This is a genomic window from Heliobacterium chlorum, assembly GCF_014502795.1.
In the GTDB taxonomy this organism is placed as follows: domain Bacteria; phylum Bacillota; class Desulfitobacteriia; order Heliobacteriales; family Heliobacteriaceae; genus Heliobacterium; species Heliobacterium chlorum.
Window position 1 is genome coordinate 145,970 of record NZ_JACVHF010000005.1, and the last position, 19,736, is coordinate 165,705.

Here is a 19,736-nt window from a genome sequence, read left to right on the forward strand (position 1 = left end):
GGGGAGGCGTAGGAAGATGAAAGAGGTCCGTAAAGGGTGGTTATCCAAATCGGCCGCCTTGATAGCGATCGGTGGCTTGGTGATGAGTGTGGTGCTGACCGGTTGCGGTGGCGGCGATAAAACAGGTGCCGCAAATACTTCGGCAACCTCTGGAGATGGAAAGACTGCCGAGATTGTCTTAGCTGCCTACACCGTTCCGAAGGAAGCCTACCAAAAAGAGATCATTCCAGCTTTCCAGAAGAAATGGAAAGAGAAAACCGGACAGGATGTGAAATTTTCCGAGTCTTATGTGGGCTCTGGAGCCCAAGCGAAAGCGATCGCCTCAGGCCTAGAGGCGGATGTGGCCGCTTTATCGCTGGAGGGGGATATCGATGTGGTCACCAAAGCGGGCCTCATCACCCACGATTGGAAGGCGAAACAACAAAAAGGGATGATCACTCGTTCCGTCGTAGCCTTCGGTGTGAAAAAGGGGAATCCCAAAGGAATTAAAGACTGGGAAGACTTAGCTAAGCCGGGTGTAGCTGTGCTCTATCCGAGTCCTCGTACTTCCGGCGGTGCCATGTGGGACGTGAACGCGATCTACGGAGCAGGTCTCAAAAAGTCTGAAGGCAAGAGCGGTACCCCTGATAAGCAATCAGCTAAAGAATTGCTGGCGAATATTCAAAAGAACGTCAAAGTCATGGATAAGAGCGGCCGCGAATCTATGACGACCTTCGAAAAAGGGTTAGGTGATGTGGTCGTTACCTATGAGAACGAACTGCTTTTGCGCAATATGGAATCGCCGATCTACGATATCATCTACCCTAACGCGACGATCCTAATCGAAAACCCCGTCGCTCTTATCGACAAGAACGTCGATAAACACGGCAACCGGGAAGTGGTGGAAGCATTCGTCGATTTCCTCTGGTCCAAAGAAGCGCAGGAAGCTTTCGCGAAATACGGTTTCCGTTCTGTTGACCCGGAAGTGGCCGAAGCTAACAAAGCCAAATTCCCACAACCATCTCAACTATTCACCATCGATTATTTGGGCGGCTGGCCGAAAGTACTCGAAACGCTCTACGGACCGAATGGTGTTTGGACGGAAGTGGCCGAGCAACGTCAGTAAAAGTAGTTTCGCAGTAATCAAATGGTTGCGGAACGGTGGGTTTTTACTTGGGAGGGACATCGATGAGAGAACAGCCACTGTTCCGGCGACGTTACGATCTTTCGAAAATGGTCATGGGCAGCGTGGTCATCGGCTATGTATTGTTGTTGATCCTGCTGCCCATTGGGCAACTCGTTCATAGTACCTTCGGGCAGGGGTGGAGCGGTTTCCAACGGGCACTGCTCAACCCCTCCGCTTTATTTTCAATGAAATTAACGATAACGCTAGCGCTGCTTACGGCCGTCATCAATACCGTTGCCGGGACCATTTCAGCCTATGTACTCGTTCGCTACCCATTGCCGGGGAAGAAGATTCTCAATGCCATGGTCGATCTTCCCTTCGCCATCCCTACAGCTGTCAGTGGTTTAATGCTGTTGGTGATGTTCGGTCCCAAAAGTATCTTAGGGGGAGCTTTACAAGCGAAAGGGATCGAAGTCGTCTATGCACCTCCAGGTATTGTTCTGGCGATGATCTTTGTGACATTCCCCTTTGTCATTCGATCGGTACAACCGATTTTGGAGGACATGGGTGTCGAAATGATCGAGGCGGCGAAGATCCTGGGTGCGGGCCGCTGGCAGATTTTTTTTCGTGTGGTCCTGCCCACAATCCTACCAGGCATTCTGTCCGGGTTTACGCTGACCTTCTCTCGAGCGCTCGCCGAGTTCGGTTCTGTCGTGATGGTCGCCGGCAACATTCCCTTTAAGACGCAGACGGCTGCTGTCTTCATCTATGGAGAGATCGAAAGCGGGAGCTTGAACAACGCAGGTACCGTATCGTTGATTTTGCTCATCTTTTCGTTTCTGCTCTTGTTCTATCAGAACTATCTCCTGAATCGCCAACGCTATGGCTGGTGGCAGCGACTGTTGGCGAAAGCCGGCATGGGCAGAAAGGAGAAAAACAGTGAATTTGAGAATTGGGCTATCTAGCTTTACCTACCTCTGGTTTCTGCTCATGCTGTTTGGACCGATCGGTGCGCTTATTTGGAGCGCCTACGGGGAAGGAGCATCGGCCCTTTGGAGGGAACTGGTACGGCCGGAAGCGATTTTTGCGTTGAAACTTACCCTTTTAATTACCGTGATCGTCGTGGTTCTTAACACGCTTTTCGGGATCTTGACGGCGCTGCTGATCGTTCGGCATCCTTTCCCCGGAGTGACGATTCTCAACACAATCGTCGATCTTCCCTTTGCCGTTTCGCCGGTCATCGCTGGATTTATGCTCGTTTTACTGTACGGACCGAACAGCTTGATCGGCGCCTTTACCGGTCAGATGGGGTTTAAGATCATCTTCGCTTTACCGGGGATGATCTTGGCGACTTTGTTTGTGACGTTCCCATTCATGGTCCGAGAACTGGTGCCGGTGCTTCAGGAAGCTGGAACGTGGCAAGAGCAGGCGGCTCATATGCTAGGGGCTGGGAACTGGACGACCTTCTGGCACGTGACCCTTCCGTCGATTCGCGGCGGTATCCTCTATGGGATCGTATTGACTGTGGCCCGGTCTCTCGGTGAATTCGGTGCAGTGCTCGTTGTTTCAGGCAACCTGATCAAACAAACTCAGTCGGCGACGCTCTATGTGTATCAAGCGGCGGCTGACTTTAATTCGGCCGGGGCTTATTCGGTTTCGATTCTCTTATGCACGATCTCCGTCATCATTCTCGTGCTCATGGAAACGCTCAAAAAATATGGGGAGGGGAAACGTGCATGAGTATCGAGGTGCGCAAGCTAAGCAAAGTCTTTGCAGACGGTCATCGGGCTGTGCAGGATGTGAGTTTTGAGTTGCTCGAAGGGGAAATGACCGCCTTTTTAGGGCCTAGCGGCGGCGGAAAAACAACGATGTTACGGATGATCGCCGGCTTAGAGACCCCTTCCAGCGGAGAGATTTACCTTTCCGGCCGTCGGGTCGATCACTTGCCGCCCCAAGAGCGCCAGATTGGTTTCGTCTTCCAAAACTACGCCTTATTTAAACACATGAATGTCTTCGAAAACATCGCCTTTGGGTTGCGGGTACAAAGAAGAAACTCTGCCTATATCCGGGAACGGGTAACAGAATTGCTGCGCCGTGTCGATCTGAAGGGATTGGAACAGCGGCTGCCCGATCAGCTTTCGGGCGGTCAGCGCCAGCGGGTTGCTCTAGCGAGGGCTTTGGCAACAGAACCGCGCTTGCTTCTTCTTGACGAGCCTTTCGCTGCCATCGATGCGCAACTGCGGAAGGAATTGCGGGCATGGGTCCGAAACCTCCAAAAAGAAATGGGCATTACGAGCATCTTCGTCACCCATGATCAACAAGAGGCCCTGGAGATTGCCGACCGGATCGTCGTGTTTAAACAAGGACAAGTCGAGCAGTTGGGAACTCCGCAAGAAGTCTACAACAGCCCGCAAACCCCCTTCGTAGCCGGGTTCGTCGGGGAGATCAATCGTTACCAGACAGGCGTTAAAAATGGATTTACCGATCTGGGTGTATTAAAATTTCCGATAAAACATCAAGAAGGACGCAAGGTGATCGTCGTGATCCGACCGGAAGATGTAAGCCTAGTCCCTTGGTCAGCCCAAGAAGATATCCAGGCCATGGTGCTGCAGACAACTTTTCTTGGCGAATTTTTCAAAGTCGATTTGGAATTGGCCGATCTCATCCGCATCACCGCTCATGTGCCGAAAAGCCAGGGAATCGGCTTGCACCCCAAAGATCGTGTCGCCCTTCAGATCAAAGCGTATAGAACCTTTGATAGTTCCGGTCAGTTGGAGACAGCCGTTGAACTAACCCGCAAGGCCGTGCAAGGGGAGTCCATGTTCCCTGTCGGCGAGGCGGTATAATTTTCTCCAGGTAACTCGCGAACAGGCGAATCGAAAAGCTTATTACATCACTAAGATGGGCGAAAAAAGCAAAATAGTAGGATTAACATAGTAGGATCAAGCGTAGGGCCAATCTGCTTGCGTACGCTTGATGTTGCTTTTTTAGAATGACCGATTTGCTTGGGAAATGTGTCAATCAACTCAGCCGCTAACAGGCGGTGTCAATGGCTTAATGATAAAAATTTACTGGTAACTGATTGACGGTTTGCCTGGTCCTCTCTATACTAAACATAGTAAATACATCGGTATAGTGTGCTGACTGGATCGCCAGAGGCCGACTTCTTCCTGACGGAAACCGGGACTTCACCGGTTTTTCCGAAACGCAGGGACAAGGCGGTCTTTTTTTTACGAAGAAAGAAAGGAGCGAAAGAACATGGGAAAGCGATGTAGTGATAAAGCGCAAATAGCCACCGTATATAAAAGGGCGATTAGGGAGGACGTAGGCGATGCGCATCACTGTAGGGATGAAAATCAGCCTTGGGTTTTTCGTGATTCTTTTGATGGTTATTTTTCTTGGTGGAAACTCCTTTTTATCGCTGCGATCGATACAGGGGAATACCGAGGCGATCTTTTGGGCGAACCGAAATAAAGATCTTCAATCTCATATCCTAAACGATTATCTTAGTGCTGTACTGGCTGTCCGGGGATTTATCTCTTATGGAGATGAAAAGTTTTGCCAGCAAGCAGAAGAACATATCTTCGGAAGTTTAGAAAAGCAAAAACAGCTATTGGAAATAAGTCCGCCGGACAAAAAGGAAGATGTAGAGAAATTGATTAAGGTTACGAATCAGTATCGTTCTTTACTTCTTGTAGAGCTTTTTCCTGTCGTCCGCGCCCAACAAGAACAATTACAAAAGGGGGACATCGAACAAGCAAAAAAACTCAAAGAGGATACTTTTGCTATCGCCAAAAAAATGATCCCACTCACAGAACATATCACGAAAACACTGGAAACTTACTCTGCTGAAAATGAGCAGATCGCTGAAGCAAACATCTCATCGACACAAGAAAAAGTGACCTTCTATGTGACCCTAGCCTTTCTCAGTACGGCTTTGACGACGGTCCTCGGCGTCGTCCTTGCATTTATATTTACCCGGATGATTCATAAACCGATCACGCGAATGGTTTCGGGCGCACAACGATTGGCGGGGGGAGACTTACGCCATCCAATGGACATCATCGGTCAAGACGAATTTGCCGATCTCTCCCGAGCGTTTAATGAGATGCAAAATGCCCTCAAGAACGTGATCAATGATATAAAATCTTCCTCTACGCGGTTAAACGAATCGTCACTTCAACTGTCGATGGCGGCCGATCAATCGGCGAGAGCTTCGAAACAAGTATCCGAATCCATGGTTACTGTTTCTCAAGGAGCCGAAGATCAACTTCGCTCTGTCAACGACGCATCCACTGTCGTCGATCACATTTCCGATGGTGTTCAACAAATCGCGAACCATGTTGGCGAAGTATCTATTTTGTCCAATCAAATGGCCAATCTGGCCCAAGAGGGTGGGAAAGCAGTCCACGCGGCAATTTCCCAGATTGGCAGCCTCGAAAAAACAGTGACCCATTCGGCTCAGGTGGTCAGTCACTTAGGTCAGCGTTCAAAAGAGATTGGCCAAATCGTAGATTTGATATCGGGCATCGCTGAGCAAACGAATCTATTAGCGTTGAACGCGGCCATAGAAGCGGCCCATGCGGGAGATCATGGACGTGGTTTTGCTGTCGTAGCAGAAGAGGTCAGAAAACTCGCTGAAGAGTCTCAATTGGCCACCAAGAAAATCGCGACTCTCATCGGGGAAATCCAACGCGAAACGGTCCTGGCTGTTCAGGTCATGAGTGAAGGAACTCGTGAAGTCCAGGAAGGAACGGAAATCGTCAATCGGTCAGGCCAAGGTTTTATGATTATCGCTGAATTGATCGGAAAGGTAACGCCGCAACTGCAGGAAGTCTTTTCTGCAGTCCAAGAGATGGCTGAGGGCAGTCAGCATATCGTGACTTCCATGGGGAAAGTTTTTTCTATCAGCAAAGATACGGCGGGTCGTTCCCAAGCGGTGGCAGCAGCTGTCGACGAACAGAGTGCAGCGATCCAAGAAATTTCCGCTTCGGCTACTCACTTAAACCGCATGGCGGAACGATTACAGAACAGGGTAGACCACTTTCAAGTATAGTTTTTTGAAGTTTGTCGGTTATATACCATGTAGGGAAAACCGCTAGGATTACCTAAAACCCAGGTAGCTTTATGACTTTATAGAAAAAGTGACAGGTCTGTTCCATGGTGGAAACAGGCCTGTCACTTTTTAATCGATCCTATCCTCACTAGCCTTGGGCAAAAAGCCCGGAAGCTACCATCGCCTTTTCTAGGGCTTTATCCAGTATTTGCTGTCTCTGATCGACGAAATAATCGGCTCCTTCGATAATCACTGAATTTGAAACGTCAACTCCGAGGAATGTCAAGATGGCTCGGAGATACCGATCGCCAAACTCAAAGTCCTTTGCCGGTCCCTCACTGTATACGCCGCCGCGAGCTTGGATGTGAACCGCCTTTTTTCCTTGCAACAAGCCGACAGGCCCTTGTTCGGTGTATTTAAAGGTTTTTCCGGCGATACAGATCGAATCGATGTAGGCTTTCATTCTCGGCGGTATACTGAGGTTCCATAGAGGAGTTACAAAGATGCATTTGTCGGCGGCGATGAATTGGTCAGCCAGTTCGTTCATACGGGATACTTTGCGTTTCTCCTCAGCGGAAAGTCGATCGAAGTCTTCGCCTTTCTGCAGTTTTCCCCAGGCGCTGAAAACGTCCGGATCGATCATAGGGAGGTCTGTTTGGTAGAGGTCTATTTCGACGATTTGATCTTGCGGGGCTTTTTGACGATAGGTATCTAAAAAAGTGCGGCCGACGGTAAGACTCAGCGATTCCTTTTCGGCTTTTGGATTCGCGGTGATATAAAGTACCTTAGCCATGGTCGTCCCCTTTCCAACGAAAGCCATCCATCGTTAGGCCTTATCTTTAATCTGAACTCCCTGTCATCGTGCTATTCTGCCAAAATTGATTGTGGACATCCCCTAAACTTGGTGACATGTCCCATTAGGTAAAAGAGCAACCGAAACTCATTGGATGAGAGCCCTCGCAGGGAGAGTTGTTTATTTATGTCCGTAAACCGGTGATCTGGGACTTCCTTTATTTGATCCAACAATAACAGGTTAATATTTTATATAATTAAGTTGAGATTCCCGAAAGGAGGCTGCAACCAAGTTTGAATCATTTCACAAAGAAGTCGAATTTCATGCGCTTCGGATTGTTTTTGTGTATGTTCTTCTCCTTGGCTCTGTTTTCAGCCGTCATCCTTCCCGGGCAAGCACAAGCTGCCTATTCCTGGTCGAGGACGTTACAAGTAGGCGACCAGGGTAGTGATGTGAAAGAATTACAAATCCGGGTGGCGGGATTTGCGGCAGACTGGCCTTCTAACAGCTATGTCGATGCCGACGGTGTATTCGGGGAACAGACGAAAGCGGCAGTTGTGCGCTTTCAACGGGCTTACGGATTGACGGCGGACGGCGTCGTCGGACCGCAGACAGAACAGGCTCTGAACAATCTGGAAGACAGTGATCATTCCACGAAGCATTTTGACTGGAATGAGTTCTACTCCCAAGACGGCAGCCAGTTCTCCGGCGGTATGGTCGATGCCGCTACAGTGAAAGAGAATGTTCGTCGTATGATGTGGAAGTTAGAAGCCTTGCGCAAAAAAGCGGGCGATCAGCCAGTAATTATCAACTCCGGATATCGCAGTGTCAGCCACAATACGGCTGTGAGCGGATCTGCTGACCAAAGCCAGCACCAGTATGGGATCGCAGCCGATGTTGCCGTCGTCGGTCAAAGCGCATCCAAAGTCAGCACACTCGCCAAAACCTGTGGTTTTAGTGGAATCATCATCCACGATGACTTTGTTCATCTTGACAACCGAATCGAATATAACTACGGGGCCACCTTTTGGTGGTGGGAATAGTGACTCTTTCTTACGCTCAGGGGTTTACCTCTGAGCTTTTTTCTATCGCAATTACAAAACTGAGGGATTTGAGCAAGCTTCTGTATATTCTGACAATCATACTGACGCTTAACTTATGATCTATAATAAATAGTACATAAAATACGAAAAACGAGCAAAACTGACCTTGTTTACGAGATGTTAGGTATGGTGAAAGAATTGAAAAAGTGGGTACTCACAATCCTTCTGCTGGGTCTTTTCGTTACTCCTTGTCAGGCGAAATCCCTAGATATCGTCTTGGCAGGGAAGGTGCTTCAACCGGATGTCCCCCCGATGATCGTCTCTGGACGTACCTTAGTCCCTTTGCGGATCATATCGGAAAATCTCGGTGCTACGGTGGACTGGTCTTCAAAGAAGCAATCAGCGATAATCACAAAGGACAATGTACATATTGAAGTCAAAATCGGCAGTAAAGAAGTTTTGCTCAATGGTACGGCAAAACAAATTGATGTTCCCGCCAGGATCGTCAATAACCGGACCATGGTGCCGCTTCGAGTCGTAGCGGAAATGCTCAACTGTCCCGTATTTTTTGACGCCCAAGATTATCAAGTTATCGTAGGGAAGAGCAGAAACACTCCCTATAAGGTGATGATCGATGCGGGACATGGCGGTTATGATACAGGCGCTATCGGTCATAGTGGTGTTAATGAGAAAGATGTGGTATTAGCCATCGCTAAAATGGTACAAAACCGGCTGTCGGCAGACCATATCAACGTGGTCATGACCCGTTCTTCCGATAATTTTGTAGGACTTCAAGAGCGCGTCGACGCGAGTCAAACTTATCAGCCCGACATATTTGTGAGCATTCACGCCAACTCCTCTGATAATGCCGTAGCAAAAGGCACCGAAACTTTTTACCGCTATGATACCTTTCGCTCCCTGGCGCAGACGATTCAGTCGACTGTCATAGATCGAACCCAGCTTACCGACAGGGGGGTGAAGCGCGGAAACTTGTGGGTGCTTTGCAGGGACGACTTACCGTCAGTCTTAGTAGAAACGGCATTTATCAGCAATCCCGCCGAAGAAAAATTGCTTCGATCTCCTGCCTACCAGCAGAAGGTGGCCGATGGGATTATTGTTGGGATAGAGAAATATTTGACTTCATCAATGTAAAAGTTCACCCGTAGTTCCTAGTAAGTAAGGAGACGTTTTTCAGTTTTATCGTCAATATCCCCAATGCCACTGGAAAAAACCCCGCAACTAAACTTGCGGGGTTTTTCATTATAAGGGGCTATATTATTAAAATTCACAGGCCTTTCGTCTCAATTCAGTAATAACCCAGCAAGGGAAAATCCGCCCTATAAACGAATTTACCCCGCCTTTTGTTGGGCACCTCGACTTGCAAACTGGCTGTTGTAAAGGTCGGCATAGAAACCGCCTTTGGCGAGCAACTGCCCATGGTTGCCTTTCTCGATCACACGGCCCTGATTCATGACAAGAATTAAGTCGGCGTCCCGAATGGTCGACAAGCGGTGGGCGATGACGAAACTGGTCCGTCCTTTCATCAGCCGTCCCATCGCTTTTTGAATCAGTACCTCTGTGCGCGTATCGACACTGCTGGTGGCTTCGTCAAGAATGAGGATGGCCGGATCGGCCAGCAGAGCCCGGGCGATCGTCAGCAACTGTTTCTGGCCTTGGGAGATGTTCGAGGCTTCTTCATTCAAGAGCGTGTCATATCCCTCCGGCAAGGTACGGATGAAGTGATCGGCGTTCGCCGCTTGAGCCGCTTGAACGATCTCTTCCTCCGTGGCTCCTTCCCGTCCATAGGCGATGTTCTCCCGTATGGTTCCATTGAAGAGCCAGGTGTCCTGAAGGACCATGCCGAAGAGACTGCGCAGGTTTCCCCGATCGAGACGGCGGATATCGACCCCATCCACGGTGATCTGGCCGTCATCGACTTCATAAAAGCGCATCAACAGGTTGATCAGTGTCGTTTTACCGGCGCCGGTGGGTCCGACGATAGCGACCGTTTGGCCCGGTTGGACGTCGATATCCATGTCTTCAATGAGCGGTTGGTCTTTTTTATAGCTGAAGTTGACCTTTTCAAAGCTAACCTTACCTTCTGGCTGGGTGATAATTTCTGCTTCGGCTGCGTCGGGAACCTCTTCCGTCTCATCAAGCAGTTCGAAGACTCGTTCGGCCGACGCAATGGTAGACTGGATCACATTGGCAATATTGGCGGTTTGGGTGATCGGTTGTGAAAACTGGCGGGCGTATTGAATAAAGGCTTGCACGTCGCCAATTTGAATCGAGCCGCGGGTAACGAGGATACCGCCGACGACACAGACAAGGACATAACCGATGTTGTTGATAAACATCATCAGCGGCATGATGATGCCGGAGATAAACTGGGCACGCCATCCCGCGTCGAAGAGTCTTTCGTTGATTTCGTTAAAATTCTCGATCGCCTGTGGTTCCTGCCCAAAGGCTTTGACGATGGGGTGACCGGTGTACATTTCTTCGATGTGACCGTTCAGTTCCCCCAGTGTTTTTTGCTGGTTTATAAAATGGGATTGAGAACGGGTGGCGATGCCTTTGACCACGAAGACGCTGAGCGGTAAGGTTAACAGGAGAATCAACGTCATGAGCGGGCTGATCGTCAGCATCATGATAATGATCCCGAGAATGGTCACTACCGATGTGATCAGCTGGGTCAGGCTTTGGCTCAAAGTGTTGCTGATGTTGTCTACGTCATTGACGGCTCGGCTCAAGGTTTCGCCGTGGGCGTTGCTATCGAAATACTGCAGGGGAAGACGGGACAGTTTCTCGTTCACATCCTGCCGCAGCGCGTAGACTGTCTTTTGAGCCACACCGGCCATGATATATTGCTGCAAATAGCCGAAAAGGGCACTCAGTCCGTAGAGCCCGGCCAGGAGGAGCAAGATTTGGGAGATATAGGTGAAGTCAATCCCAGCACCGGGCATACCGCGAAGCTTCAGCATCAGTCCTTCAAAAAGCTTGGTTGTTGCAGTGCCCAAGATTTTGGGACTGACGATGGTAAAAAGAGTGCTCAGGATCGCTGTAACCAGTACGGCGATCAAGGGAGTTCGATGGGGAAGCAAATAGGCCGCTAAGCGGCGCAAGGTTCCTTTAAAGTCTTTCGCTTTTTGCACGGGCATCCCCATGGGAGGACCCGAGCCGGGACCGGCTCCCGGACCGGGTCTGGGACCGATACGAGGGCGTGGATTGCTCCCTCCCCGAGGCTTTGAAGCCCCCATTTTACGTTCTTCACTCATGCGACTTCCTCCTCGGAAAGCTGTGATGCGACGATTTCTTGGTATACCGTGCAGGATTTCATCAATTCTCGGTGCGTACCGATCCCGGCAATGCGGCCCTCATCCAAAACAACAATGCGGTTGGCGTCCATCACGGTGGAGACCCGCTGCGCCACCAGAAGTACGGTAGCATCTGCTGTTTCAGATTTCAGAGCAGCTCGCAACTGAGCATCGGTTTTAAAATCCAAGGCAGAAAAGCTATCGTCAAAGAGGTAAATCTCGGCTTTTCTCGCCAAGGCGCGAGCGATGGAAAGGCGCTGTTTTTGTCCGCCTGACAGATTGGCACCGCCTTGGTCGATAAATGAATTCATGCCGTCGCTCATGCCGGCAATAAACTCGGTCGCCTGGGCCGTTTGGGCAGCACGACCGATGGCTTCATCAGAAGCCTCGTTGTTTCCATAACGGATGTTTTCCGCAATGGTGCCGGAAAAAAGAAGTGCCTTTTGCGAAACATAACCGATTTTTTGGCGAAGTTCAATTTGGTTCGTTTGACGCACATCGACACCGTCGATGAGAATCGCGCCTCGTTTTACGTCATAGAAGCGGGGAATCAAGTTGAGCAGTGTGGTTTTCCCAGAACCAGTACCGCCGATGATGGCTGTAATCTCACCCCGTTTTGCTTGAAAGGAAACATCCGAAAGGACCGGTTGCTCCGCTCCCGGATAAGCAAAGGTCACATGTTGAAATTCCAAGATCCCTTGGTTATCCTTCGTAGAGACTGCTTGGGCGGCAATCGACGGGGAGGGGTCGGTAATCGTTGGGAGCGTATCGAGTACTTCCTGAATCCGGGCAGCCGACACAGAGGCCCGGGGGACCATCACAAACATAAAGGAGAGCATGATCAGCGAGAACATAATCTGCATGGCGTACTGGATAAAGGCCATCAGATCGCCTACCTGCAAGTTTCCGCTGTCGATGCGCAAGCCCCCAAACCAAACGATGGCGATCATCGATAAGTTCATCACGAGCATCATGATCGGCATTAAGGCAGCCATCACCCGGTTCACTTTGGTCGACGTATCGGTCAGTTCCAGATTCGCCTGGGAAAAGCGCTCTTTTTGGTGTTCGACACGGTTGAAGGAACGAACGACACGAATCCCCATGAGACTTTCCCGAAGGACCAGGTTCAATTTATCTAACTTCACCTGAATGGCTTTAAACAGGGGAACACCCTTCCGTGCCACCACCCAGATAGCTCCCGTTAGGATGGGGATGACCGCTGCCAGAACCAAGGATAAATGGGCATCCCGGTATACCGCCATAATGATGCCGCCGATACACATCAACGGTGCGCTGATCATCATACGCAGCATCATGGTGAGTACCTGCTGCAATTGGTTGATATCGTTTGTTGTCCGGGTGATCAAAGAGGAAGTTCCGAAACGGTTGAAATCGTGGAGGGAGAAGTTTTCTACATGGCTGAAAAGAGCGCTCCGGAGAAGCTGGCTGAAACCGGAGGCGGTTTTCGAAGAGAGATAGCTCGCGATGATAGAACAAAAGGTTCCTCCTGCCGCGACCAACAGCATGAAACCGCCGATTCGCAGGATGTATCCGTCATCCCCTGTCACGATGCCCAAGTTTACAATATCGGCCATCAAGGTGGGCAGGTAGAGTTCGGAAAGGGACTGCAAAAAGAGCAGGGATAGTACGAAAGTGATATACAGGCGGTACGGTTTAAGGAAACGGGATAGTTTTAACATCGTTCATCCTCTCCCTGTACAGAGGGCCGGTTTTCGGTGGCCTCTTTCGTCGTAAAGTAACGGAAAGCTTGGGTCAGCAAGTCGGCCAGTTGGCGGCTTTCCGCTTCGCCCAAATATTCCACGAGTCCATGAAAAGAGTTCACGAACTCATTACGGGCTTGCTTCGTAACAGTAGATCCTTTTTGGGTCAACCGGATCCGGACGGACCGGCGATCAGAAGGGTCCATGGACCGTTCCACCAGTCCGCTTGCTTCCAATTCTTTAATCAGTTGTGTCACTGTCGGAGGGGTAACCTGCAGCAACTGACTGATTTCCGACACTTTCAAGGCGGGTGAACCAGTTTTTTCCCCCCGGAGAATACAAAACAAGAGCTTCATCTCGCTAGGTTTGTACCCTAATACGCTACGTCGATGCCACTCGACCCGTTTAAACTGCATAAAGGCTTGTAAAAGCCGTTGAGCTGTTTCAGTTTCGGTAGTCATGATGATCACCTCAGTTATTTTGTTCATTAGACTTTCGGCACAAGGAATTTAATTTGTTAGGTAAACTAATTATATTGTGAAGACTGGTACGAAGTCAATCCTACTGAGGTGGGAAATTATTGATGCACTATTTTAAAGACAAAAAGACCGCCTACTCTGTTTTTGGATTTACCAGAAAAGTGGGCAGTCTTTTTGTTTTTGTCGTTCAGCCTTGGCCAATCAAGAGAGAACAAATAGTACCTAAAAGTTCACAGAACGAACACAAACTTCCTCTATAATTAAACTCAAATCTAATCATAATCACAATTCTGCACGACAAATCAGAAAGACCTGTTTCAAAGAAAGAAAGAGGAACGGGTTAAGAACGGAGGGATTCTACCATGTCAACATTGGGAATACCAGAGCCGGAAAAACCGTCGAAGCGATTCGGCAAATGGTTCTTAGAAAAGAAAATTGTCGTAGTTACAACGGCCGTGCTGCTCCTCGGGACCGGAGCCGGGTACTATTATTGGCAGCACCATCAGGTGAATGAAGCGTCGACTGTTACATACCGCAATTACGTCGTGAAACGTGGAAATGTGTCGGAAAAGATCTCGGCATTAGGCACACTCAAACCGATCCGAACCCAGGAGATCAAAGCCAAAGCCGACGGAACCATATTGCAAGTGCTCGTCAAGGAGACGGACCTCGTCCAAGCGAATCAGACCATTCTGACGATGGACAACTCGTCATCGCAAGCGCAGTTAGCCTCCCGGGAGGCCAGCTTTGCTCAAGCTCGCTATGATTTGAAAAAAGCCTTAGACGGACCGGAGCCGGAGGATGTCACCAAAGCGGAAGCGACGGTTCGGCAAGACGAAATCAGCTATCAACGGAACCTGGCCAGCCTAAAACGGATCGAGGCCCTTTATGAGAGCGGAGCTGAGACGAAAGATAACTTGGAAAAAGCGCAAGTCGATGTGGATACGAGTGAGCAAAAACTACTGTCCAGCCGCGCCGAGCTAGAGACTGTGCGCAAAGGTACGAAGCCGGAAGAGATCGAAGTATTGAAGGCAAAAGTGAAAGAAACCGAAGCGAACTTGAAATCGGCGATGTCCGATTATTCCGGAACGGAAATCAGCGACGCCTGACCGGGAGCAACAACATCAAACAAATCGTCGTCTCGGCCACGTCCGAGAACGCCATGGATTTGGCCCAGGCTCAAGTGGAGACTATCTTAACCCGTAAATTGGGAAGCGCCGACAAATTCACGATCCGCAATCAGCAAGATGTCATCAATACGGTCCAAGGAACGACAGAGACGATGACTATGCTCTTGGCGGGGATCACCGGCATATCCCTGCTGGTCGGTGGCATCGGGATCATGAACATCATGCTCGTCTCCGTGACCGAGCGGACCCGGGAGATCGGTATCCGTAAAGCGCTGGGAGCGAAACAAAATCACATTCTCTTTCAGTTTCTCGTTGAATCGACCACCCTTTCCAGTGTGGGGGGCCTCATCGGTGTGATCCCGGTATTGGTATCTCTTATCTCATCAGTCGTTTTGGTCAATGGACGACATCTGTTTCCCTGCCGGCCGTGCTCATCTCCTTCGGTTTTTCAACCATGGTAGGTGTCTTCTTCGGCCTTTACCCGGCGAAGCGTGCCGCATCTCTCGATCCGATTGAAGCGCTCAGGTATGAATAGAATCATCAAACTTTCACAGGGAGTTCACAGACTGGACACATAAGTTCACTACAATAAACTCATAAGGTCGGTCCAATGGATTACATAGAATCAGTGAAAGGGGCATGCAAACTGTGGACTCCGTGGAAAAAAGGATCGACGAGAGCCTATGTAGAAAAATAATGTTATAACTGAAATGCCCCATAAGGCTTGCTTTATGGGGCATTTCCTCATATCTACTTTGTCGATGAGGAGCAGACCTATGACACAAAAAAGCATTCTGATCGCTGATGACGAACCGCGGATGCGCAAGCTGGTAGGAGACTTTCTGCGTAAAGAAGGTTTTCTTGTAATAGAGGCCGACGATGGAAAGGCTGCCTTGGACATCTTTTACCAACAGAAGGTCGATCTCGTCGTGTTAGACGTCATGATGCCCGGCTATGACGGATGGACCGTGTGCCGAGAAATCCGCAAGCGTTCGCAGATTCCCATCATCATGCTGACGGCAAAAACAGAAGAAGTGGATGAATTATTTGGATTCGACTTGGGTGCTGATGAATATATCACAAAACCCTTCAGTCCACGAATTCTAGTGGCTCGCGTACAAGCTTTGTTCCGGAGGAGCGAAAGTGAGCCCAACGCCCTGCGTACTTATGGTATATTGACCATCGACACCGACGGCCGCTTTGTCTCCGTAGAAGGGAAGCGGATTGAGTTAACCCAGAAAGAGTATGAGCTTTTGGTATATCTAGCGGACCATCCCGGTAAAGCCTTAAGCCGGGAACAAATCCTAAACGCCGTTTGGAATTTCGATTATTTCGGAGATGTGCGAACGGTTGATACGCACATCAAAAAACTGCGCCTCAAGCTCGGCGAAGGGAATGGCCATATCCAGACAGTTCGGGGGTTAGGCTATCGTTTTGAGGTCTCCCCATGAAAAATTCATTAAAGCTAAAATTATTTGTCTCGATGAGTCTGCTGATTCTTTTCTTTGTGTTCTTTTCCTGGTTTCTCGTCTCCACCAGCCTCGGAAAGTATTATGTCTATCAAAAGAAAAGCAGCCTCTACGACATAGGCAATGAAGTGGCGAACCTCGTTTCTAACAGTATTACCGATGCTTGGACAGACCTGGAACGGCTGGAACGGACCAACGGGGTTCAAATCATCATTACCGATGAGAACCAGTCGATAAAATACATTTCTCTCCCTCAGTTCGGTCCTGGAAATCCGTTCAAGGAAGAAATCATGCCCAAGCCTTTTAATGATGAACCACCGACATCCATGAACAGACCGGCTACACATATAAAAACTCTCGCCGATGCCCCCCCAGCGGTACCGCCCAACGAGATGGATTTACCGCCTGAGAGATCCAATAGAGATTCGCCGACGTCACCACCTCGAGATAAGCGACTGCAACTGTTAATCCAAGCTGTAGAAACCTATCAAAGTTTATTGAATGACGAAAAGGCAGTCATCATAGAACAATATGATGCCCGGTTGAACGTACAGTTCTTAAATTACATCAAGAAGCTGCCCAACGGTGACTATTTATTCCTTGGCACTCCTCTAACAGCGATTGAAGAAAGTGCCGCTGTAGCGAATCGTTTTTTTGTCTATACAGGGATCGTCACTCTGGTCATAGGCAACCTGTTTCTCTATTTCTTTGCCGGTCGAATCACGAAACCGCTCCTAGAAATGAACGCGATCGCGAAAGGAATGGCTCGCTTAGACTTTCAGCAAAAAGTAGCCCCTCATGGTGATGATGAACTGGGGCAGCTCGCACAAAGCATCAATTCTATGTCGGATCAATTGAGTGCATCCATTTCGGAACTCCAAGAGAAGAATAAACAACTTGAAAGCGATATCGAGCGGGAACGGAAAATCGATGAGATGCGCCGGGAATTCATATCGAACGTATCTCACGAATTAAAAACACCTCTTGCCCTCATCCAGGGTTATGCCGAAGGGTTAAAGGTGAATGTCATTGAAGATGAAGAGAGCAAACAATTCTACTGCGATGTGATCATGGATGAGTCTCACAAGATGGACAAACTCGTTAAGGAATTGCTAGACTTATCGCAGATTGAATCGGGCCAAATGCGCCTTGACATCACCCGCTTCGACGCTGGAACCTGGGCTGCAAGAATGATGGAGAAATACGCACCCCTTTTTCGAGAACAGCAGATCCAGTGGCGACTTGAGACTAAGCCAGAGCTCAATGTGGAGGCTGATATCACCCGGTCCGAACAAGTGCTTTCTAACTATCTGACAAATGCCCTCCGTCATATCGAACCGCCAAAAGAACTAGAAGTGAAATTGGTACCCATCGACGGGAAAATTCGTGTGTCAGTGTTCAACACGGGCAAACCGATCCCTGAGAGTGAACTCGAAAAGATTTGGACCAGTTTCTATAAGATCGACAAGGCGAGAACCCGAGCCCTGGGGGGAACTGGACTCGGTTTATCGATCGTCTCAGCGATTCAGCGGCTCCACCATAACAAGTACGGCGTAGAAAACGTACCGGGCGGTGTGGTCTTCTGGTTTGATTTAAACCGAGCCCACGACAGCGATGGTTATGGTCAGGATGGTTATGTCCAAGAGGGCTATACCCACGAAAGCAACGAGCACAAAAACTAAAAAACGTACCCTACAATAACGATAATTATTATTGACAATCATCATTTCTTCGGTTATAGTTAAGACACAACATAAATACACTTCTTAGTGCCCATACGTAAGGACCCGTTATCCTCAAAGGATGATTTGGTACTCATGGTAGAGCAAGAAAAAAGCGAAAAACGAGGAGGAACATTTTAATGAAAAAGTTTGCCTGTGTAATCTGTGGGTATGTTCATGAAGGAGACAGCGCTCCTGAATTTTGTCCTCAATGTAAAGCTCCTGCTTCCAAGTTTGAAGAGAAAGTAGCCGGTGTGCTGAAATGGGCCGATGAACATCGTATCGGTGTAGCCGCTGGTGTTGACGCTCAAGTTATTGAAGGTCTGAAAGCGAACTTTATCGGCGAGTGTACCGAAGTCGGTATGTACCTGGCCATGAGCCGTCAAGCCGATCGGGAAGGATTCCCGGAAGTTGCCGAAGCCTACAAGCGGATCGCCATTGAAGAAGCGGAACACGCCGCTAAGTTTGCTGAACTCCTCGGTGAAGTTGTCTACCCCTCCACCAAGAAAAATCTGGAACTCCGTGTCGAAGCCGAATACGGCGCTTGCGAAGGGAAACTGGCCTTGGCTAAACGGGCGAAAGAGCTCGGTCTCGACGCCATTCATGACACCGTCCACGAAATGTGCAAAGACGAAGCGCGTCACGGTGCTGCTTTCAAAGGCCTGCTGGATCGTTTCTTCCAAAAGTAAACAAGACCTTGAACTAAAACAGGAACCTTATAAAATGAAAAAACACCCGGAACAGCGGATTGAACCGCGTTTCGGGTGTTTTTTATTCATTTAAATGTGTAAAAGTGTTCACGGGAAGTTCACAAGGAGGACACATTGCTACCCTCACAAACTCAACACTGAAGAGCCTATTGGAGATTGACAAGCTCAAAGAAGGCACTGCTACGGTGTAACGAACCACTCGCATCCTTTTTATGATAAAAAGAGAGGGGATGCAGTGGAGTTGATAGAGTGATGAAAGATAAATCAAAGCTTGGTTACCTAGGTTTTTTAGGATTCTTAGGTTTTCAAGATCTGTACTGTGTCTTTTTCAGTGACTCTATGAAAGACCTTTCAGTGATTTTTTTCTCATTCTTATTGTTCTTTCGTTATTTTTGGGAGGAATATTGAAATATATCGACACTAGATTTCCGATAGCTCACCAGCATCCAACATGTTACAATATATCCGGATATTTGGAAATGACTTTGGGTATATCCAAGCAAGAAACGAAAGGGGGAGCTAAAATGTCAGAGTTAATTTTTCTACCGGTAATCATTGTACCGCTATTCTTTACCTTCCTTTTGGTTACTCATATTTCGGTATGCAGCGTCGTCTATAAAGATGCAAAAAAGCTAAGGTATTCCGCCTTACATATCTCGCCATTTTTGTGGGCGAGCATATCCTTTGTACTCCCCATTTTCGGGATGGTTATTTATTGGCTTATGAATCGTTCGGCACTTGTAAATCCGGAGGACTAAGGGAGATGAACAAATGAGACATCGAGGAAGAGTCAAACCGAGTAAATCTCAATCATTAATCGGTTTTATCGGCGGCTTTATTTTTGTCTTAATTGGTTTATTTGTGGTCATACCCATTTTTGGTCCGTTCGGTGTTTTTTGGACATTGATCGCTGTTCTCATAGCCGGTATCAATGGCTATAATGCCTTTAGTGATCGGGGAACAGCTTTTTGGGAAGTGGAATTTGAACAAGATAAAAGGTTACCCGATAATGAGGATTTCGATCAAAAACTAAGAAAATTAGAAAGCTTGAAGAAGGATGGCCTTTTAAATGAAGATGAGTATCAACAAAAGCGTACCGAAATACTTAAGGAAAAATGGTGAGGCGCCCAATACCTTGACAACAGAAAAAGCAACCGGTTAATACAATCTCCCCATATTTTAGCTCGAAATATGG

At 48.6% G+C, this 19,736-nt stretch carries 17 protein-coding genes; 13 read left to right on the plus strand and 4 right to left on the minus strand.

Annotated elements, in window-relative coordinates:
* Positions 1–16: 16 nt before the first annotated feature.
* From H1S01_RS07690 to H1S01_RS07710, 5 genes are all read left to right on the plus strand, one after another.
* On the plus strand, positions 17–1,105 hold the full coding sequence (locus H1S01_RS07690; RefSeq protein WP_188039500.1) for a sulfate ABC transporter substrate-binding protein: 1,089 nt from the start codon (positions 17–19) through the stop codon (positions 1,103–1,105).
* A 62-nt stretch (positions 1,106–1,167) separates the two neighbouring features.
* Positions 1,168–2,070, plus strand: coding sequence for a sulfate ABC transporter permease subunit CysT (gene cysT, locus H1S01_RS07695; RefSeq protein ID WP_207732240.1), 903 nt, complete (start codon positions 1,168–1,170; stop codon positions 2,068–2,070).
* The gene (locus tag H1S01_RS07700; protein WP_341479057.1) at positions 2,045–2,845 is read left to right on the plus strand and encodes a sulfate ABC transporter permease; all 801 of its coding nucleotides are present in this window, start codon (positions 2,045–2,047) and stop codon (positions 2,843–2,845) included. The genes cysT and H1S01_RS07700 overlap by 26 nt, the downstream gene beginning before the upstream one ends.
* Positions 2,842–3,951 (plus strand): ABC transporter ATP-binding protein, encoded by a 1,110-nt coding sequence (locus tag H1S01_RS07705; protein ID WP_188039502.1) that lies wholly within the window; start codon positions 2,842–2,844, stop codon positions 3,949–3,951. Before H1S01_RS07700 ends, H1S01_RS07705 begins: the two co-directional genes overlap by 4 nt.
* Before the next feature lie 485 nt (positions 3,952–4,436).
* Complete coding sequence (locus tag H1S01_RS07710; RefSeq protein WP_188039503.1) at positions 4,437–6,161, plus strand: methyl-accepting chemotaxis protein; 1,725 nt, start codon at positions 4,437–4,439, stop codon at positions 6,159–6,161.
* Between the two features lie 148 nt (positions 6,162–6,309).
* Here H1S01_RS07710 and H1S01_RS07715 read toward each other — a convergent pair whose 3' ends face one another.
* A complete protein-coding gene (locus tag H1S01_RS07715; protein WP_188039504.1) occupies positions 6,310–6,954 on the minus strand; it encodes an FMN-dependent NADH-azoreductase in 645 nt (214 codons plus the stop codon).
* Between the two features lie 293 nt (positions 6,955–7,247).
* Between H1S01_RS07715 and H1S01_RS07720 the strand changes: the two genes are divergently transcribed.
* Complete coding sequence (locus H1S01_RS07720; protein ID WP_207732241.1) at positions 7,248–7,997, plus strand: D-Ala-D-Ala carboxypeptidase family metallohydrolase; 750 nt, start codon at positions 7,248–7,250, stop codon at positions 7,995–7,997.
* Positions 7,998–8,183: 186 nt separating this feature from the next.
* Positions 8,184–9,149: an N-acetylmuramoyl-L-alanine amidase gene (locus H1S01_RS07725; protein WP_188039505.1), complete on the plus strand. Its 966-nt coding sequence runs from the start codon at positions 8,184–8,186 to the stop codon at positions 9,147–9,149.
* 197 nt (positions 9,150–9,346) lie between these two features.
* Here H1S01_RS07725 and H1S01_RS07730 read toward each other — a convergent pair whose 3' ends face one another.
* Genes H1S01_RS07730 through H1S01_RS07740 form a run of 3 tightly spaced genes read right to left on the minus strand, consistent with a single transcriptional unit; the run spans position 9,347 to position 13,493 of the window.
* Positions 9,347–11,272 carry an ABC transporter ATP-binding protein gene (locus H1S01_RS07730; protein WP_188039506.1) on the minus strand — a complete coding sequence of 642 codons (1,926 nt, stop codon included), beginning with the start codon at positions 11,270–11,272 and terminating at the stop codon, positions 9,347–9,349.
* A complete protein-coding gene (locus tag H1S01_RS07735; RefSeq protein ID WP_188039507.1) occupies positions 11,269–13,011 on the minus strand; it encodes an ABC transporter ATP-binding protein in 1,743 nt (580 codons plus the stop codon). Before H1S01_RS07735 ends, H1S01_RS07730 begins: the two co-directional genes overlap by 4 nt.
* The gene (locus H1S01_RS07740; RefSeq protein ID WP_188039508.1) at positions 13,005–13,493 is read right to left on the minus strand and encodes a MarR family winged helix-turn-helix transcriptional regulator; all 489 of its coding nucleotides are present in this window, start codon (positions 13,491–13,493) and stop codon (positions 13,005–13,007) included. Before H1S01_RS07740 ends, H1S01_RS07735 begins: the two co-directional genes overlap by 7 nt.
* A gap of 380 nt (positions 13,494–13,873) precedes the next feature.
* On the opposite strand from H1S01_RS07740, the gene H1S01_RS07745 reads away from it, so the two are divergent.
* The 6 genes from H1S01_RS07745 (at position 13,874) to H1S01_RS07775 (ending at position 19,663) form a co-directional block, all read left to right on the plus strand.
* Positions 13,874–14,620, plus strand: a complete 747-nt coding sequence (locus H1S01_RS07745) for an HlyD family secretion protein (protein WP_188039509.1) — start codon at positions 13,874–13,876, stop codon at positions 14,618–14,620.
* A 53-nt stretch (positions 14,621–14,673) separates the two neighbouring features.
* Positions 14,674–15,102 carry an ABC transporter permease gene (locus H1S01_RS07750; protein ID WP_243237133.1) on the plus strand — a complete coding sequence of 143 codons (429 nt, stop codon included), beginning with the start codon at positions 14,674–14,676 and terminating at the stop codon, positions 15,100–15,102.
* A gap of 315 nt (positions 15,103–15,417) precedes the next feature.
* Positions 15,418–16,092 (plus strand): response regulator transcription factor, encoded by a 675-nt coding sequence (locus H1S01_RS07755; protein ID WP_188039510.1) that lies wholly within the window; start codon positions 15,418–15,420, stop codon positions 16,090–16,092.
* A complete protein-coding gene (locus tag H1S01_RS07760) occupies positions 16,089–17,792 on the plus strand; it encodes a sensor histidine kinase (RefSeq protein WP_188039511.1) in 1,704 nt (567 codons plus the stop codon). Before H1S01_RS07755 ends, H1S01_RS07760 begins: the two co-directional genes overlap by 4 nt.
* A gap of 179 nt (positions 17,793–17,971) precedes the next feature.
* On the plus strand, positions 17,972–18,520 hold the full coding sequence (locus tag H1S01_RS07765; protein WP_155475323.1) for an NADH peroxidase: 549 nt from the start codon (positions 17,972–17,974) through the stop codon (positions 18,518–18,520).
* Between the two features lie 792 nt (positions 18,521–19,312).
* On the plus strand, positions 19,313–19,663 hold the full coding sequence (locus H1S01_RS07775; protein WP_188039513.1) for an SHOCT domain-containing protein: 351 nt from the start codon (positions 19,313–19,315) through the stop codon (positions 19,661–19,663).
* The last annotated feature ends 73 nt before the right edge of the window (positions 19,664–19,736 follow it).

What these genes read in the sequence shown, in the direction of transcription:
- H1S01_RS07690 (WP_188039500.1), top strand. Translation starts at nt 17, where the DNA reads ATGAAAGAGGTCCGTAAAGGGTGGTTATCCAAATCGGCCGCCTTGATA.
- cysT (WP_207732240.1), top strand. Translation starts at nt 1,168, where the DNA reads ATGAGAGAACAGCCACTGTTCCGGCGACGTTACGATCTTTCGAAAATG.
- H1S01_RS07705 (WP_188039502.1), top strand. Translation starts at nt 2,842, where the DNA reads ATGAGTATCGAGGTGCGCAAGCTAAGCAAAGTCTTTGCAGACGGTCAT.
- H1S01_RS07710 (WP_188039503.1), top strand. Translation starts at nt 4,437, where the DNA reads ATGCGCATCACTGTAGGGATGAAAATCAGCCTTGGGTTTTTCGTGATT.
- H1S01_RS07715 (WP_188039504.1), bottom strand. Translation starts at nt 6,954, where the DNA reads ATGGCTAAGGTACTTTATATCACCGCGAATCCAAAAGCCGAAAAGGAA.
- H1S01_RS07725 (WP_188039505.1), top strand. Translation starts at nt 8,184, where the DNA reads ATGGTGAAAGAATTGAAAAAGTGGGTACTCACAATCCTTCTGCTGGGT.
- H1S01_RS07730 (WP_188039506.1), bottom strand. Translation starts at nt 11,272, where the DNA reads ATGAGTGAAGAACGTAAAATGGGGGCTTCAAAGCCTCGGGGAGGGAGC.
- H1S01_RS07735 (WP_188039507.1), bottom strand. Translation starts at nt 13,011, where the DNA reads ATGTTAAAACTATCCCGTTTCCTTAAACCGTACCGCCTGTATATCACT.
- H1S01_RS07740 (WP_188039508.1), bottom strand. Translation starts at nt 13,493, where the DNA reads ATGACTACCGAAACTGAAACAGCTCAACGGCTTTTACAAGCCTTTATG.
- H1S01_RS07745 (WP_188039509.1), top strand. Translation starts at nt 13,874, where the DNA reads ATGTCAACATTGGGAATACCAGAGCCGGAAAAACCGTCGAAGCGATTC.
- H1S01_RS07750 (WP_243237133.1), top strand. Translation starts at nt 14,674, where the DNA reads ATGGATTTGGCCCAGGCTCAAGTGGAGACTATCTTAACCCGTAAATTG.
- H1S01_RS07755 (WP_188039510.1), top strand. Translation starts at nt 15,418, where the DNA reads ATGACACAAAAAAGCATTCTGATCGCTGATGACGAACCGCGGATGCGC.
- H1S01_RS07760 (WP_188039511.1), top strand. Translation starts at nt 16,089, where the DNA reads ATGAAAAATTCATTAAAGCTAAAATTATTTGTCTCGATGAGTCTGCTG.
- H1S01_RS07765 (WP_155475323.1), top strand. Translation starts at nt 17,972, where the DNA reads ATGAAAAAGTTTGCCTGTGTAATCTGTGGGTATGTTCATGAAGGAGAC.
- H1S01_RS07775 (WP_188039513.1), top strand. Translation starts at nt 19,313, where the DNA reads ATGAGACATCGAGGAAGAGTCAAACCGAGTAAATCTCAATCATTAATC.